Here is a 16,061-nt window from a genome sequence, read left to right on the forward strand (position 1 = left end):
CCAGAAGACGCCCGCCGGCGTGCCCATCATCAGCTGATCGCCAAACAATTCGAAGCAGCTGGCCAGCCAGCCGGTGAAGCGGCACCATGCGCCGTGCACGGTGTTTTGCACATACTGATAGGTGCCGGTAGTGGCCGGCACATTCACGATGAACTTGTTGCCGATGGGGTGCAGGATCAGCTGCCAGCCCTGATTCCCGGAGTAGAGCTGGACGTCGGTATTCACTAGGTTCACGATCTTGTCCGAGAGCGCGTCGTTGCGCTGCGAGCGATCGGTCAGCAGTGCCTGCGACATCGGATAGACGCCGTCGGCACTGATCACGGCCACATCGGAGCCAATGCGCGCATAGCAACGCCTTCCAACTGGTCGCCCGATCCGGAAGGAGCCCTGTAGGAACCAGCTAGAAGCATAGGACGGATCGGTGCCGGTGAATAGAAGTACCTCGCCTTCGCTGGTGATGAAGGCCGCGCGCTCATCAATCCCGCCAGCATTGTCCACGGTCCAAGTAATCATCGCCATCAGGTAGCCGCCCAGCTTCGTGTACATGCTGAAATCGAGCTGCGATGCCGCGCCGCCTATCGAGTTCAAGGGAAGGAACCAGGCGCGCATCGAGTTCTTCTCGATCAGGAACACGCGGCCCTTGAAATTGTTCAGATGGATGATGTTCGACGTGGTGATGCCGGTGATCGCGATGGGCGCGCTCACGCCAGTCACCGTCTGCCAAGTGGTTCCGTTGAACAGCTGGATGCTGTCCGCGCCATTGGCGCACATAAGGTACTGGCCGCCGCCGGCCTGCACGTTTAGGTGCTGCCACCAGTCGCTGGTCTGCCCGGAGACAGAGGGAGCTGGCAGCGCGCCGGCGGAGGTCACATCATAGATATTCCCGTTGGCGGCGGCGAACAGCTTGCGCACGCCGCTGGGCGGGGAGTAGCACATCAGCGTCTTCACATTGAAGCCGGCCTGCTGCACCCATGCCGAATAGCCATTACGCACGGCGACATTCGACGGGCTCGGGAACCAGTTGTCCAGCACTGGCGCGTCTGTTTCGGGCATCTGTGCCAGCGCATCGCGCGCATTTAGACCACCGACAGGAGCAGGAATGGACCGCTCAATGGCGATCTGCTGCCGTTGCTTGGGACGATTTGCCATTACGTGATCCCATATCCCGTATCGGGAATTTGCTGCGTGGACAGCAGGCGGATGCCCGAGGCGCTATGGTCAAGTTGCAGCGCAGGGGCCGAGGCATCGCGGCCAAGCTCGCGCGTCAGCACTGATTCGTAAAGCGCATATTCCTCGGAATAGTCCAAGCCTTTGGCGCGCTTATAACGCCACAGCATCCCGAGGATCATGGTGTCATCCGGCAGCACATAGATATCGGTGTCGGCGGTAAAGGCCGTCTTTGCTGAGCCGTCCGCACCCGTTGCGAAGGCGGTCGAATAATACTCGTACACCAGCAGGTTGCTGTCGTACGGAATCGGGTCAAGATAGAACGCGCCCAGCATGATGCGGAAGCGCCGGCGCGGCCCGGTCGGCGATAGGCCGGACTTCAGCGACTGCCATTCCTGCGGCGTCAGCGGTCCAAGTAGCGGCCAGCGGAAGCCGCGATCCCAAGGCGTGCCAGCGATCATATAATCGTAATCGCTCGGCAGCGGGTAGGACTCTTGGCCGAACGCCATGGCAACATTGCTGTTGTCCATGCTGGCGGTATTACTGACAGTGATGCTGGACCCGTTCACGGCGGTGACGTAGGTCGGATAGGAGAAGCCGGTGGCATTGGAGCCGCCTGACGTGGACAGCACCCAACCTACCTTTGGCGCCTGGGTCGGGGGCGTGCCAATGGTGATCACATTGCCGTTTTTGCTGTACGAGCAGCCGGGTATGACGCCCGTACTCTGCACCTGAAACACGTTCTCCTTGCGCAGCTGGCCCCAGCCGCCGGAACCGTTGGTGCGCGCGCGGCACTCCTTGGCTTCGCGGTTGGCCAGCGCCAGCATCTGCACAGCGGTGCTGTCCTGCGAATTGACGACGGATGCTGGCGCTGGCAAGCCCATCTCACCAAGCGCGGCCGTCATCATTTGCAGGATTGTCAGCTTGGCCATGTTATGCGCTCAGGATAGTGTAGAACTGAGTGGAGCTGACGCAGCGAACTTCAAGCGATTTGCCAGCTGCCAGGCTGAATGCCGTATTAGCACCCAGAGCGTTGATCTGGCCGCTAACAGGTGGATAGACCGACAAAGCATTAGCGCCACCATTGAAGAAGAACTGCGTGTCGCCAGGACCTGCTGCTGGGCCTTGGAAGATCACAGTACCAGTGGAAGCCGCAACGGTTGCGAAGACGTTGGTATCAGCCGTAGCAGCCAATGCAGTTGCCTGAGTGCTGCCAGTAGCAACAAGGCCGGTTGCTACATCAGCGCCAGCGATTTGCTGCGCGGCGGATGGTGGCACGCCAGCGCCGACCATTTTGGTGGTGCGATTGCTCATGATTTATTCCTCTTTCGGTTTGCGCTTGCTGGCGGAAAGCTCAGCAAATTGGCGCTTGAGGGTTTCGATTTCCGAGCGCAGATGCTCGTTCTCTTGTTGAAGCGCCATTGCAGCAACGCCTTTTTTGCTTTCCACCAACCAGATTTGCGCTTTGTCGCGCATTTCACGCGCGCCCATGAAGCTCAGAGCATGGTCAGCCATTTCTGCTAGCTGTTCGACAGTGTGAATGCCAAGGCCTTTTAAGGTGAGCGCCATCGAACGAGTCATGGGCCCCCATTCGGTCAGCGGCATGCCAGTCTGCACCTGAATAGCCTGCTGTTGGAATGCGGCCCATTGCTGCGGCCAGCGCTGCGGGTCGGATGGCTTCGTATCGCTGCCTTTCATATCGACAGGGCGATACACTTTCTTGGTATTGTCACCAGGGAAAAGAATGCTCACATGCGGGATGTCCTTGTAGACAGGATGACCAGCCTGATCGGATTCATGACCCTGAAGAATGGGTTCCATTATGAATTCGACATACAGACCTTTGTCATCGCCGTGTGTCACATGGAGCTGATTTCCGCTTTTATGCACGGTGGCGGTTGCAAATTCTGACATTTCGCTATTCCTTAAAAAAAGAACCCCGCCGAAGCGGGGCCAAAGTGGCTACTGCTGGGGAAAACTTAGGTAATCGCGCCCTGAGCGAGTGGGAACGTACCCCAGATCACGGCGACGTTAGCAGGTAGCGTGATGGTGCCGGACGTGCCGGAACCAAAGGTTGCGCCAGCTGCAGAAGCATATTGCGTACCCTGCATCTGCTTGGAGGCAACCGCGCTTGGCGTCACCGCGCCGCCAGTCGAGGAACCGCCGCTGACTGCCCAGTAAGTCTGATTGCCGATGGCGGGAGCTCCAGCGGTATAGCAGACCATCGCGCCGCCGATCTGGAACCAGGCATATTGGCCGCCAAACGGATTGCTTGGGATAGAACTGGTGGTGGTGGCTAGGGCATTGGACAGCGCCACGCCCAGGGAAAGGCCCGAGTTTGCTGCGCCGGTCCAGACCTGCGCTTGCAGGATCAAATTGCCAAACGTGTCCTTGGCATGCACGAACTGCACAACCTGGCCAGCACCGATACCAGGAACATACGTGCCGACGGTAGTAGCGCTGACGGTGGGGATGTTCGGATTGGTCGGGTTAATCACATTCGGATTGTTCGGATTCCACCGAGGATCAGTGAACGTCGCTACCGAGAAGGTCAGAGTGGTCGTCGAGGGAACGGTGGCCACGGTAAAGATGCCGTTGTAACCAATCGGCAAAGCACCAGCGATTTGGATCACCGAGCCAACCGACAAGTTGTGTGCAGAGCCGGTAGTCATAGTCGCCGTGCTGCCGGAGATAGTGATCGAGCTGATCGTTTGCGCCGTGATGGGCGCAACTTGGGCGAATGTTGCAATTCCGCCCCCGAATACCGGGTCCACCATGTCTGCAAAGACGGACGGATAAGCATAGCGACCCATCTTACCTGTAGACGTTCCTACCAGCGAGTAGGCGCCCCCGCCTGCGTTATCGACCGTGTACGGATCGACTGCGCCAAGCAGGTTATCTTGAAATGAGAAAGCCATTTTCTTGCTCCTTAAAGTTAAGGGTTTGCGACCGCTTAGGCGACCAGCACGCCCTGCAGGAAGGCATTGGACATAGTCATGTTGCCGGCGAAGCCGATTAGCTTGACCATGGCATCCTGATTGACGGCGTAACGGTCGTCGCCAATCGGCACGAAGTTACGCGCAGCAGCCGGGCGGAAGTAGATGTAATCCGTATTCAGGAAATACATCGAGTTCGTCGGCGCGCCGCCGCCATAACCACCATCCAATACGACATCGGCGTTCATATACTTCAGGGCGTTGAAGCCCGCCATGGCCGAGTCTTCTGATGTGATGCGCTGGATGGCTTGCAGGCTTTCCAGATACAGGCGGTAGTAGTTGTTGTCAGCTACGATCAGATCAGGCTGATCTGCGCCGCGAACCAGCTTCACAAACAGACGGTTCATGTAGGACTGAATATTGGCTGCTGTCACAGACGAGCCGCCGTCAGTGACGCCCGAGAATTTCTGGTTGCGCCAGAACGACCAAGCCGAGCGGTCAATGCCGCCGATGGTGCCAGTGGTAGGCGAAGACGAGATCAGCAGCTGCAGGCCACCGATTTGACGGCCGCCGTCAGCGGTGCCATCGCTGTAGCAGTCGAGAGCGATGTTGTTGACCAGGGTACGTTCAGCGTTGCCGATGCGCGATTCCAGCAGGTCGATGATCTGTTCTTCGCCCGAGTTTTGGATTTCTTCCAGGCCCGAGATCGAGATTGCTACCGCCGCCTGGGCGTAGTTGTACTCGGAAGAGGTGAACACATCGGATGGCGAAATGTTCAGCGCCTCGTAGCCCGAGTAACGCTTGAACGTGCCGTTTTCGGCGTATTCCATTTCTTGCACGATAGTACGGCCGCCGTTGACAAGCTTGACCTTGCCCTTTTTCTTAATGCGGTTCAGCAGTGCGTTGTTTTTGGACACGTTATCGGCCAGTTTCCCGGTTCGATTACGCAGCGTGGTGGTGACAATTTCAGTCATCGCGGTGGATGGGTTGATGAGAGACATGCTCTGCTCCTATGACGTAAAGTTAGAGGCGGCCACTGTGTTCGCGCAATGCGGCACGCAGTTGGTCACGCAGGGAGGCATTTGGGTCAACAGTTCCAGGCATGGCAGATCCAGCCGGTGCGCCAGTGACCGAAACACCCGCAGCGCGGGCCTTTTCTGCTTTTGCCCGGGCCTCTGCCTGCTTTTGCTGTTCAGTCTGTTGAACAGACTGCTGCATCAAAAGTGGACGGATATCGGGACGCGCCCAGCAGGCCATGTCGTAGGCTTCCTGCAAATCCTTGGCCCGCCCTGCACTCATCAGCGCGGCCATTTCAGAGCGCACATTTGAGAAGTAGGTGTTCTTCGGATCAGAGGCGAAGCGTTCGATTTCGGCTTTCAGCTGTGCTTCTGCTTGCGCCTCAGCGTTTTGGCTGCCCTGGCTAATCTGCTGCTGGAGTTGCTGAAGCTGCTGTTGCAGCTGAGCGACTTGCGGCGGAGTTTGCTGGGCACCTTGGCTAAGGCGGTTGAAAATTCCTTGCATGTTTACACCGAACTGGTTGGCCAGCTGGATGAACATTTGTTCTTTCTGTTCCGGGCCAGCGGCACGAAGCGTGTATGCGGTTTGCAGCAGACTCTGCACTGCGCTAAGAGGGTCACCACCTTCCGCCCGGATCATAGGTAGATATGGGGTCACCAGATCATTGAAAGCTTTGCCTGCCTTGCGCTGATCGTCCTGCGCGGTAAAGCCCTTATGCACCTCGGCTTCGCGACGGTTGATCTCTGCCTGAATATCGGCAGGCAACTCAGCGAACTTGGCCTTGGCTGCTGGAGACCATGCATCGGGTGCCTTGATCTGCTCAACCTGCTGCGTTGCACCGGTTTGCGGCTGCTCTTGCTGCTGTTGCTGTTGATTGACTTTTTTCTCAGGAGTCTGCTTTTCTGCTGGATTTGCCGATGAGACTTGCTCTTGCTGCTGTTCTTGGTCTGCCTTGGCGAAACGCCCTTGTTCATCCCGCTGGCGTTCGGCAACTTCCTTGCGGGCTGCATCAATCGCGCTACGCAGGTCATCGCTGGAGCTTTCGGCTTCTTGGCCGGTTTGGCTCTCGATTACTGCATCATTGGTATCCATCAGGCAAAGCCTCCAATAAAAAAGCCGCTCTACGCGGCTTGGTTGTCAATTCTTGTACTTTGGAAGTACTTCTTGCACTGCCTTTTTCAGTTCCTGGCGCACATTAAAGTCGCCTTTGACCTCGCGTTTACTGGTGTCGGGCATTTCGTTGCCGACTTCCACGTAGCCGTTTCGTTTGAGGTATTCGCGGTGGCTGCTGCGGCTGGTAATCATCGGCGCGGTGCCGGTTGCCACATCAATGCCCATTGCCTGGTATGGCGCGATATCGGCAATCACTGCTGGAGCGCAGATTTTGCGATGCATCAGCTCGCCGCAGCATTGCGGCAAGTCTTCATTCATGCGCGCCACTGAGCGGTAAATGTCTTGCTCCTCGCCGCAGGTATCACATATCAGGCGATAGATGGGCATGTTAGGCCTTGGGCAGCACTTCAAAGGTATAACCTTCGAGGATTAATAGGTCTGCTGTTGACACAAGTTGCCCATTAATTTGTGCAACCTTGTCGGTGCTGAAATCAATATTGAAGCGCCCAGGAGCACTGGCAGAAGGGCTTCCGTCATTTGAGTAGCCTGGCGCGACTTGTATATTTTGAGAGCCACGATTACGTAGTGTTTTCAAGACCCCGGTGCCCGCATTCGCAGTTGAGAACGAAATATTCGAGGCGATTTCAGTCCCTGACACGTAAAAGCCGTGATTGACAGAGCTTGTGCCGCCTGCGTTGCGCCCTACCAAGTAAGTAACACGGAGCGCCCCATTGCCGCCCATGGATCCCCCTGGGATTGGCACGGAGGCCAGCGTCACCTGTGCCGTACCACTGGTATAAGCACTCGGCGCGATCCCGGACGGAGTGATGGTCGCGGCGGCATCCAAATACAGCTGGCATGCCGTGGTGCTGCTAAAGGTAGCGTAATACAGATTCGCAGCCAGACCGGCTTGAGCGAAACAGTATACGCGCACTATACCGCTCGGCTGGTACGGCAACGCAGTAAGGCCAGTGATCGCGCCGGTCGCGGAAATGTTGGTGGCCGCCGACAGCAGAATGACCGGAACAGCCGACTGAGCCAGAATGTAGGGAGAAGTCAGCACCGGCTGAGTCGCTGGGCCAGTATCCACTATGCCTAATTCGGGCGCCACAATGCCGATCGCGGCAGCTTTGTACTTGTCTGGGACTGGTGCGAGTTCAGACATTTGAATCTCCTTCTGCCGCGCGTGCGGAGTTCATTTGGGCGGCGTCCAACGTGGCGCTTGCGCCAATCTCTGCCACCTCGATAGCGGCGGCGCCTTTTAGGTGCTGCAAGATGACCTGCATATTTCGGTCAGCCTGAGCGGCGCGTTCTTCCATCACCATGCGCAGTTGTTCGTTGCGCTGCTCCTGGGCCTGCTCAATGGCTTTGTAGTGCGCTTCCATTTTTGCCTGAGCCTGGGCCTGCTCCTGCTGGGCTTGCTGCTGTTGTTGGGCCACCCAAGCGTCAAGCTTGGCCTGGAACATTGCCAGCTGCTGCTCGCCTTGTTGGCGCTGTTGCTCAAGCTGCGATTCCTGCTGGCGCTTCTGCTGATCGGTCTGCGCTTTAATCTGCGCCACTTGCACAGAAGGATCAGGCTTCGGCGGCTGCGGCTGGTTAGCTTTTGCCACAAGCTTATCCATCGCCTCTTGAAATGCCGATTCAGTCGGCCGACCGACGCGGTAAGAGCGCAGCACGAACATGAATGTCTCTGCCATGGCCGGTGCCAACTCGGGCGCGTTCTGCATGGCCTGCTCGGCGCCTTGCAGGAGCTTTCCTACGACTTCAGCGAATTCCAGGCGGCTGGTGCGCTCCTGCTGCTCATCCTGAGCAATCGTGGAATCGGTTTCAATGTCAATGCGGAAAGAGCGATGCGCATTATCGCGTAGCAGCGCCTCAATTTGCTCCCAGCTGGGCTGCTGCAACAGTTTGAGCTTCTGCGGATCAGATGGCTGTGGAGGTTGGCCTGCCATCATCTGCGCACGCTGCGGATCGATCTGACCATTTTGCACCATCTGTTGCAACTGCTGAGAGCGCTGCTGGAATGCTTGAGCGGCCTGAATCTGCTGCTGGAGCATCATTTTGTCCTGCTCAGTCAACAGGTCGACCCCGGACATTACCTTGATCGTGTCGAGCGAAAAATGCTCACAGATAATCTCCCCCATGATCTTAATCAAATCGCGGGCAAAGTTCTGCACGGCGCGCTGCATGTCTTTCAGCCGCACACTGGCATAGTTCGACTTGATCTGCTGAGCCGTTGCGGTTTCTTCTGGGTCGCTAGCGCCGCGCAGAAGGTCATTCAGGCCAGAGATCTCCCACAGGTCTTGCTTAACCTTATCACGAGCATCGTAAAGCTTGAGCAGCACATCGGCAACTACGCTCACGTCGAGAAGCTGCACAGCGCCTTGAAGGCCGCCTTTTTCAGCAAACGCGGCCCATGCATCAACTGGGACGAGGCGGTTGTCAACGCCCTGGTTCAGCAGCTGAGCAAGCGCCGGCACGGACGAATCGTACACGCCGACGACTTTGAGTGCCTTTGTCAGCATGGCGATACGCGCTGTGACACGATCCAGCTCCCCAGCCTGATCCGACCACATGTAATAGTCGGCCACTGGGATGACGGAATTGCTTGTCGTAGTACCTTGCAACGGCAGAGGGCAAGGCCAGAAATCCTCAAGGTGAAGCGGGTCATCGCGCACATCAATTACTTCCTGCATGCCGCGATGCAGCCAGATCACACGCTTATTGCGCTTATCCCAAATCTCGTAAATCTTGGCCTTGAACTGCTTATTCTCGCCCGAAACCTCGTTCGGCGTGTCGCCCCGCATGGCTTCCTCTGGCTTCTCATCCAGCGGAATTTGATATCCTTTCTCGTCGCCAAAGCGCTTGCACAGCTCATCGCGGTCAAGGTAAGCAATGCGCCATACGGCCGGAACTTCTTGCCAGGTTCGCGCTACAATATGCCCGAAATCGGTCCAAGGGACGAAATCGGGGATTGCTTCTTCCCACGTCACCTCTTCCACTGGCGTATCGTCAGATACCTGCGATGCATCATCAGCAGGCGGTATTGCTTTGATGTATGGCATGTAGCGCACCCATGTCACACCACGCCCGGGAAGCAGCCGATCCAAGACAGCCTGGCGCATGATGTCGCCAAAACGCTTTTTCTGGATCGTATAGTTCAGGCACCGCTCAAGCACGTCAGAGGCAACCCGACCCACTGGGTCTTGGTCCTTAAAGCGGCGTTCGACTTCGGGCTTAGGGTCTTTTGCATAGAGAGCTGGCGCTAACGTCTGGATATTCGACCAAAGCACGTTATATTGAACCTGCGTACTGGTTTCCTCACGCTTTTCAGAGGTGTAGCGCTCAAGCACGCGTTTGCCCACGCGATGGAACTTCATTGCCTTGCGCTCGTAGCGCTCGATTTCAAGCACCCAGCTTGATTGCAAGCCGCGCTTATCTAGCTGGGGATTAGCGATATTGCTAGCTTCTTCGCCAGGCGACTGGGTTACTGATTCCATACTTAGCACCGGAACCATTTGTTAGCGGTGGCCGACCAGCAATATGCTGTACCAAGGGCATTCGCCGCAATCGTCGTGATAGCGCCAAGAATTGAACCTGCTGCAGAATTCAATGTGAGCGCCGTCACGATCTGGCTGCAAGCGATCACCACTCGCTGACCATCAGAAGCCGCAGGAAGGGTGATGGTCAGTGTGGCAAGGGTCCCAGCAGGGTCAATGATCACAAGCAGCTGATTTCCGTTAAAGCCGGGTATCGTCACGGTATTGCCGGTTGCAGGCTGCGCATAATATGGCGTCGTGACAGTCAAACTGCTGGACCCACTGCGGGTAGTTCCGGTCACGATCCTTCTCCCACGTAAAAGTCACCGGTAGCCGTGCCAGAGCGCGTAATAGCGCTGACCCATTTTGCGGTGTCATTGGGGATGGATACGGTGTAATCACAGCCAGGGCCAGCCCAGCACGCCGTGGTGACGCCGGTAGATGGCAACGTAGCGACTGCGGCCGCTTGCGTGTCAGCGATGGCAAAGAAGAAACCAGTGGTGCTTTCGTTCACCACGCGCAGGGTATTGCCTGCAATTGGCAGCTGCGCGGCACTCGATGCAGAGGTCGTCACACTTACCGAGACCACTTTTGCCTGAGCGGGGAATAGGTTTTCAGTCTGGGCCATCTTAGTATCCGTCGCTTTCTCGTGTTTGGTGATGTTGCGGCCAGAAAATCTCGTTTGCGGTCATGTCTTCAAGGAAGCGCGGCCGCTGATCCTTTGGGGCTGGAGGCTTGGCCATTTCCATGACCTGGCAGCCATAGCTAAATGCGTCGCTTGGGTGGCTGGCCCAATCATGGGCCGGCTCCTTGCTCATTGTCTTGGTCTTGCTGTCGTAATCGTAGTGCCAGCTGGTGAGGCCGCTGATACCATCCGCACATTCCAACTCATCAAAGCGGCAGCGCTCAATTACCCGGCGCGCAGCGTTGACCCGGTCTGCAATCTTAGTCTGCGGCACTACATGCACTCGCTGAGCTCCGAATGCCTTCAGGAAACGTTCCATCGGGCTTTCTTTCGTGGCGAATGTCTTATTCCTGGCATCGTGTGGCAACCAGATGGCGCCAAGTTCCATACTCCGCTTGGTCAGATATTCCTTTAGCTCCTCGATCCATTCATCGGCATCGAGGCCAGAGCGCCCGGTATAGCCCACCAAGCCATAGCCGTCAAGGCGCGGCTGCCAGAACCACCAGCTGGCGGTATCGCGGAAGCCAAGGTCGGAGGAAATGACGATGGGCGCACCATTCGGATCATAGACTTCACCGTCTTGGATGCGACCAGTTTGTCGTGCCCGGCTTACCCAGCGGCCCAGCACAGCGCCAAGGATCGCAGCATCGAAGCTGCACATGTATTCCTGGTCAAACATCGCTTGACCCATCTCCGGGCCGAATTCAGCGATATAGGCTAGTCGCTCAATCTCTAACTGTGTCGCATTGAATACCTCAGTGTCATGCGCCGTTAGCAGCTGAGCGAAGGCGCCGGGGGCCTTGCGGGCAGCATTGAATGTATCGTGCGCGTGATTCTTTCCGCGCGGCGTAGTGATAAAAATCTGCCACCCGTTGTTCTCGGCAATGATCGGGCGCAAATAAGCGCGGGCTGATGGATCCGCCAGCGCCCATTCGGAATATACGATGCCGGCTGGCGTCGAGCCCACAAGGCTGTTGAAGTTGTCCGAGCCGACAACCTGCCATGTCGAGCCATTCTTGAACTCGATCTGCATCTCGTGGTTGCGCGTTGCCCTGCGAATCTCCAGCGGAAATGCTTCGTCAATCCGCTTTTTGCCACTATGCGGATTAACTGCGTCCCAAATCGCCTTACGCGCCTGGCCAGCCTGCGGCAACATGTGCCAATAACCTGCCACACGTTCAAAAGCTGCGCAGGCTGTGCGGTGCAAGCTGATTTCGTCCTTGCCGCTTCTGCGATGCCAGATTAGCTCGGCATGCCTTCCGCCGTTCTCCAGATACTGCCATGCAGCCATTTGATAGCTGCGAGGCGTCCACCCATTAGGCAGAATTACCCGGGCCAAAGCGGCGAATCTCCACTGTAATGGTGCCATCATCGCCAGTGCCCTGGATTGTCATCGGGAGTACCTTCCCAACCAATGACATGAAGGCAACGGGATTCTTATCGGCTTGGTCAACCAGATAATCCATGCCGCCCTTCTTGTCGAGCGCGCCGAGAATCATTTCCTTCAGCGCCATCGTCGTCTTGTTCGGAACCCCCTTGGGGCGGCCTGGTCCAGCACCCATTGCAGCAGCACCAGTGGGTTTTCGTTTGGTTTTTTTTACCGTTTCCATTTTTTATTTGCTTCCCTTTCGGGTGGAGCATCCAAAAAAATACCCCGCAGGGCGCGGGGCTAAATTTCAAACAGGAGGAGAATTCTTGCAGACGCCGCTGGCTCCCATAGCGGGAACCGGCCACGCTGACTAGCGGAAATAAATTGTTACCGGCAATTTTAGGCAGCAGATTTACCGTTGTCAACGAGACTTTTTATTTTTCCGTGTGCGAACGCCAATTTTTCCTCAAAGACAGTTGTTGGTCTAGCTGCGTAACCCATCTTACGGCAAATGAAGTCGTTGTGCTGCTGCCTGATATATTTCCACCATAGCAACAATCGCCATTCAGTCTCAAGAAAGCGCATCATCTTCTCGATGAGGACAGCATCGTCATTGTCGGTGGTGTCGCGCACTGTATGGCCTGACCAAACGTTCCCCAGCGCAGCGCGGCGCATGCTTTCACAAACTGCACCGGTCATGGAGGCTGCTGGGCGTGGGCCTGAAGCGGTGGCCCAGCGCGCCCAGTTCTCCAGGCGCATTTCTATGGTTTTCGAAGTTGTCATTATTTTGATTTATTCCCGAAAGGAATGTGAAATTGGACCTTATGAAAGTCAACTTTTGGCTTTCCATCAGGGCCGCGCACGAAGGTCTTTTCTTCGAATACGACGGTTGATCGCGTCGTCGCACCAGTAATCCGGGTGGCCAGGGTTGGCCTGGTTGGCGAACGGATCAGGGTGCAGTTCGCGCCAGCGCTCATCGGCGCGGCGGCAGTAGGCGGCGAACATGCCCACGGCGAGGCACAGGACGACACCCAGAATGAGCAAGCACATGATATGGCGCAGACCCTCGTCGGTCAGCAGGTATTCAGTGAAGTCCATGATTTTCCCCTTAGCCAATGGATGGGATGGCGGCGCGCTGGGCCTGCAGGCGCGCGTACAGCGTTTCGCGGTATGGGTCGATACGCAGCGGCGTAAAGACAGGCGCGCGGTCGGCGGCACGCTGCATTCCGGCCAACTGGGCTTCCGTGGGGATCATGTAGGCAGTGCGGCCGATGTAGTCGCCCTTGTGGATCAGGCCACGCGCTTGCAGGCTTTCCAGGATAGGGGTCAGTGCGGCAGTCTCGCAGCGCAGCGAGAGTGCCATGTGGCATGGCCGGGAGTTGACGCCTTTGCGACGGGCCAGGTAGTGCATGACCTGCTCTTCTGTTGGGATTTCCTTCGGTGCTTCAGCTTTGGACGGCTTTTTCATCTTCTTCTCCTTGTGGTGGGACTGCAATTTCTTCCTGGCGCGCCTGTGAGCAGGCAAAGCGCAGAGTGTCTTCCAGCCGGTACAGCCACTTTTGCAGCGATTCGTGATCGCCGCGCAGCAGGTGAATGGACTGGTTCAGGCGGATTTCCTTGGCGGCGGCTGCTTCAAGCTTGTCCCAGTCGCGCTCGCCGCCGCGCGCCCGGATGGTCTGCGTGATCTTCACCAGCCAGCCTAGGCGCTGCAGCTCGTTGGTGATTTCGTGCGCGCGGCCCGGCTTGCAGCCAAAGTGCAGGAAGCAGTAATACTTTGCGCCGTGGTCCCATCCAGCTGTGCTGTTGGACATGGTGCCAAAACAAGGGCATCCATTTGCCTCGCAGAATCTGTTGTGGGTATTCTGGTCGGTCATTATTCGATATCCCAGAATGGCAGCAATGGCACCATGATGTTTTGCAAGCGCATCATCAATGACCAATAACGGCGGCTATGACCCTCATAAGAATCTTCCCAAGCTGCCTCGCGCAAAATTCTGGCCGCTCGATGGAGGTCATTATTCTTTCTTTCTCCTTCGCTTTGCAGGCGCTCCCAAGCATCACAGCGCGCCGCATATGCATCTCCGGTATACATCATTCAGCCTCTGGAGGTGGAAGGGTTTTAGGACGGAAGGCGACCAGAGCTTCCAGCGCGCCGGGCGGCGGGTTGCTGTGGCCCAGCTGCGGCGCGGCGGCGGGCGCCCAGGTCGAATTGAGCAGCCCCAGGCGAATGCCTTCCTCGCGTACCTCGTTCTGCTGCTCCAGCGTGCCGCCGGGGGATACCCAGTGGCGCGGCGGCCGGTTCGCCAGCTTTTCCTGGGCCACCAGACGGTCGTAGGCAGCGCGGAATGCCATGCGTGCAGCGTTCATATCCGGGCGCGGCTGGTCAATGAACTGCGCAGCAGCTGCCAACGCGGACGCAGTGACTTGGTTCAGGATGCCCGGTTCAGTTTCAAGCTTTGGAACCTGCGCCCATGCTTCGTCGGCGCTGATCCACTGCACTGGCTCGCGCTTCTCGATCTGCTCGCGGATATCGTTCGGGACCGGAGTGAACGTGCCTTCGCGGCAGTGCGCCGCCAGCGCGCCGCTGACTTGCTCCAGCGAGTAGTGTTTCACAGCGTTGAAAAACAGCGCCTTGCTGCCAGCGCTTATCACGCGCGCCGCCGGGGTCTTGCCCAGAAGGTCATAGGCAGCGTCCAGCAGCTCGCTGAAAGCCTTGAAGTCTTCATTTTGCATTAATGGTCCTCGCTTCGTCGTCGTCGGTGGTGATGCCGAGAAGGCGCATTGCATCCTCGGTGTTCTGCTGGCGCTGGGCGTCCAGGTCATGCACTTGCGCGCGTGGCGGCATGTTGCCGCGCCCAGAAGTCGCCGCGCTTTCCTTGCGCACCCAACTGCGCCAAGTTGCGGACCAATCTGCTTTCCGGCCAGCAGAGCCAGCCTTGGCGATCCAGTAATCGTAGAAATTCGTAGCCACCAGAGAAGGCCGTAGGTCTGGACGCTCGGTTTTGCAATACTCGATATCAGCCTCAGACGGCCTCCAGTCGGCAGGCAACCGGGTTCCGGTTGCAGAAGCCTTTGACTTTGCCTTTTGTGGTTCTTGGTTCTTGGTTTCTGGTTCCTGGTTATTGGTTATTGGTTTATGGTTAGTTGAAGTGCCGTTATACGGCTGTTCAACGGATGTACCAACGACCGTTGAATTCCCGTTGAGTGCCTGTTGCTTTCTCGCTGCCCTTGCCGCTGCCGAAGCCCTTCCAGCGATAGCTCTCTGGCTATTGGATTTTCGGTAGGCATCAAGTTCATCTTCGCACCTTGCGTGAAACCAGCCGGTAGGTGTTGACACAAAAAACTCGTCCAGGATGGCCAGAACAGCAGACTTTTCTTCTTCAGAACGGGCAACAATTTTGCGGCAGAGCGTCGCGATATCGGCTGTCAAAGGCTGTTCGGTGTCGTAGTAGACGAACATCAGGTCAAGGTAGACGCTGCGCTCGATACGTGTCAGATGCCGCGTGGCCCGGTCAAAATCCCCGATGTGATGGGAATAGTAGTTCATCAAAGCACTTTCTGGAGAGGCTGGGTAGTAAATCCAGCAAGACGTAACCCCGGACGAGAGAACAGGCTTGCGCCTTTGTCGCTCCAGAAAATGCTCTGTGTGATTTGCATGATTTGCGCTCTAGTCTATGGGTGCCGGATTACTAGCCCAGCAGTGAAATTCTTATCCTACGGCAGAGTTTCGTCAAGGACTTTCTTGCGTTTTTACATTGTTTTGGTGAAAAAGTGCAGCCATCCAGCCGCAACCCTTCGCGTCCAGCTTCTCGCGGCGGTACGCGCGGCGTGCCGATGCGTTCTTGATGTCGCGGTGGCGGCCAGGGTGCTTCTTTTCAAAGCGAGCCAGCATTTCGGCCTGCGTGAACGTGCGCGGCTCTGGCTTGTCGTTGCCTGGACCTGCGTGGTAGACCATCTGCTTTGCTCCCTGGCTGCGCCGCCAGCCGCCGATGTGGATTTCACCGGCAATGTGCATCTGCTTGAGCCAGTAGCGCGTGCTGCCGCCGCTGGCTCCGGACTTCTTCGCCACCTGCTTGATGGTGCCAGGCAGGGCATCAAAGACGGCTTGGCGGACGGATGGGCGGCCTATCTTGGACATGACTGCAACTCCTTCAGCTTTTGCTTGTAAAGCGCCTTGATACGCTGGCAATCCTCGACGGTGTACTTGACCGGCGCACGATCCTGCTCAAGCCATT

At 57.1% G+C, this 16,061-nt stretch carries 22 protein-coding genes; all 22 read right to left on the reverse strand.

Annotation, left to right across the window (positions count from 1 at the left end):
* The coding region (locus JOZ06_RS19975) for a hypothetical protein (protein ID WP_293235696.1) at positions 1–1,149 on the reverse strand (1,149 nt) is incomplete at its 3' end.
* Complete coding sequence (locus JOZ06_RS19980; RefSeq protein ID WP_293235698.1) at positions 1,149–2,099, reverse strand: hypothetical protein; 951 nt, start codon at positions 2,097–2,099, stop codon at positions 1,149–1,151. The genes JOZ06_RS19980 and JOZ06_RS19975, both read right to left, overlap by 1 nt.
* Position 2,100: 1 nt before the next feature.
* Entirely contained in the window at positions 2,101–2,481 is a 381-nt protein-coding gene (locus tag JOZ06_RS19985; protein ID WP_293235700.1) for a hypothetical protein, read from the reverse strand.
* Between the two features lie 3 nt (positions 2,482–2,484).
* Complete coding sequence (locus JOZ06_RS19990; protein WP_293235702.1) at positions 2,485–3,081, reverse strand: bZIP transcription factor; 597 nt, start codon at positions 3,079–3,081, stop codon at positions 2,485–2,487.
* Between the two features lie 65 nt (positions 3,082–3,146).
* Positions 3,147–4,085, reverse strand: a complete 939-nt coding sequence (locus tag JOZ06_RS19995; protein WP_293235704.1) for a hypothetical protein — start codon at positions 4,083–4,085, stop codon at positions 3,147–3,149.
* A gap of 35 nt (positions 4,086–4,120) precedes the next feature.
* A complete protein-coding gene (locus JOZ06_RS20000) occupies positions 4,121–5,104 on the reverse strand; it encodes a phage major capsid protein (RefSeq protein ID WP_293235706.1) in 984 nt (327 codons plus the stop codon).
* 22 nt (positions 5,105–5,126) lie between these two features.
* Entirely contained in the window at positions 5,127–6,212 is a 1,086-nt protein-coding gene (locus JOZ06_RS20005; protein ID WP_293235708.1) for a hypothetical protein, read from the reverse strand.
* 45 nt (positions 6,213–6,257) lie between these two features.
* A complete protein-coding gene (locus JOZ06_RS20010) occupies positions 6,258–6,620 on the reverse strand; it encodes a hypothetical protein (RefSeq protein ID WP_293235710.1) in 363 nt (120 codons plus the stop codon).
* A 1-nt stretch (position 6,621) separates the two neighbouring features.
* Positions 6,622–7,398, reverse strand: coding sequence for a hypothetical protein (locus JOZ06_RS20015; protein WP_293235712.1), 777 nt, complete (start codon positions 7,396–7,398; stop codon positions 6,622–6,624).
* Positions 7,391–9,733 carry a hypothetical protein gene (locus JOZ06_RS20020; RefSeq protein WP_293235714.1) on the reverse strand — a complete coding sequence of 781 codons (2,343 nt, stop codon included), beginning with the start codon at positions 9,731–9,733 and terminating at the stop codon, positions 7,391–7,393. The genes JOZ06_RS20015 and JOZ06_RS20020 overlap by 8 nt, the downstream gene beginning before the upstream one ends.
* 2 nt (positions 9,734–9,735) lie before the next feature.
* A complete protein-coding gene (locus JOZ06_RS20025) occupies positions 9,736–10,074 on the reverse strand; it encodes a hypothetical protein (RefSeq protein ID WP_293235716.1) in 339 nt (112 codons plus the stop codon).
* Complete coding sequence (locus JOZ06_RS20030; RefSeq protein WP_293235718.1) at positions 10,071–10,400, reverse strand: hypothetical protein; 330 nt, start codon at positions 10,398–10,400, stop codon at positions 10,071–10,073. The genes JOZ06_RS20025 and JOZ06_RS20030 overlap by 4 nt, the downstream gene beginning before the upstream one ends.
* Before the next feature lies 1 nt (position 10,401).
* Positions 10,402–11,748, reverse strand: a complete 1,347-nt coding sequence (locus JOZ06_RS20035; protein ID WP_293235720.1) for a hypothetical protein — start codon at positions 11,746–11,748, stop codon at positions 10,402–10,404.
* Positions 11,749–11,773: 25 nt separating this feature from the next.
* Entirely contained in the window at positions 11,774–12,067 is a 294-nt protein-coding gene (locus JOZ06_RS20040; RefSeq protein WP_293235722.1) for a hypothetical protein, read from the reverse strand.
* 158 nt (positions 12,068–12,225) lie between these two features.
* Positions 12,226–12,609, reverse strand: a complete 384-nt coding sequence (locus tag JOZ06_RS20045; RefSeq protein WP_293235724.1) for a hypothetical protein — start codon at positions 12,607–12,609, stop codon at positions 12,226–12,228.
* Positions 12,610–12,675: 66 nt separating this feature from the next.
* Complete coding sequence (locus JOZ06_RS20050) at positions 12,676–12,924, reverse strand: hypothetical protein (protein WP_293235726.1); 249 nt, start codon at positions 12,922–12,924, stop codon at positions 12,676–12,678.
* A gap of 10 nt (positions 12,925–12,934) precedes the next feature.
* Positions 12,935–13,294 carry a hypothetical protein gene (locus JOZ06_RS20055; protein ID WP_293235728.1) on the reverse strand — a complete coding sequence of 120 codons (360 nt, stop codon included), beginning with the start codon at positions 13,292–13,294 and terminating at the stop codon, positions 12,935–12,937.
* A complete protein-coding gene (locus JOZ06_RS20060) occupies positions 13,272–13,700 on the reverse strand; it encodes a hypothetical protein (protein WP_293235730.1) in 429 nt (142 codons plus the stop codon). Before JOZ06_RS20060 ends, JOZ06_RS20055 begins: the two co-directional genes overlap by 23 nt.
* Complete coding sequence (locus JOZ06_RS20065; RefSeq protein ID WP_293235732.1) at positions 13,700–13,921, reverse strand: hypothetical protein; 222 nt, start codon at positions 13,919–13,921, stop codon at positions 13,700–13,702. The genes JOZ06_RS20060 and JOZ06_RS20065 overlap by 1 nt, the downstream gene beginning before the upstream one ends.
* Complete coding sequence (locus JOZ06_RS20070) at positions 13,918–14,559, reverse strand: hypothetical protein (RefSeq protein ID WP_293235734.1); 642 nt, start codon at positions 14,557–14,559, stop codon at positions 13,918–13,920. The genes JOZ06_RS20065 and JOZ06_RS20070 overlap by 4 nt, the downstream gene beginning before the upstream one ends.
* A complete protein-coding gene (locus JOZ06_RS20075; RefSeq protein WP_293235736.1) occupies positions 14,549–15,373 on the reverse strand; it encodes a YdaU family protein in 825 nt (274 codons plus the stop codon). Before JOZ06_RS20075 ends, JOZ06_RS20070 begins: the two co-directional genes overlap by 11 nt.
* 183 nt (positions 15,374–15,556) lie before the next feature.
* On the reverse strand, positions 15,557–15,964 hold the full coding sequence (locus JOZ06_RS20080; protein ID WP_293235738.1) for a hypothetical protein: 408 nt from the start codon (positions 15,962–15,964) through the stop codon (positions 15,557–15,559).
* Positions 15,965–16,061: the final 97 nt, after the last annotated feature.

It is taken from the genome of Paludibacterium sp., assembly GCF_019232825.1.
GTDB lineage: Bacteria > Pseudomonadota > Gammaproteobacteria > Burkholderiales > Chromobacteriaceae > Paludibacterium.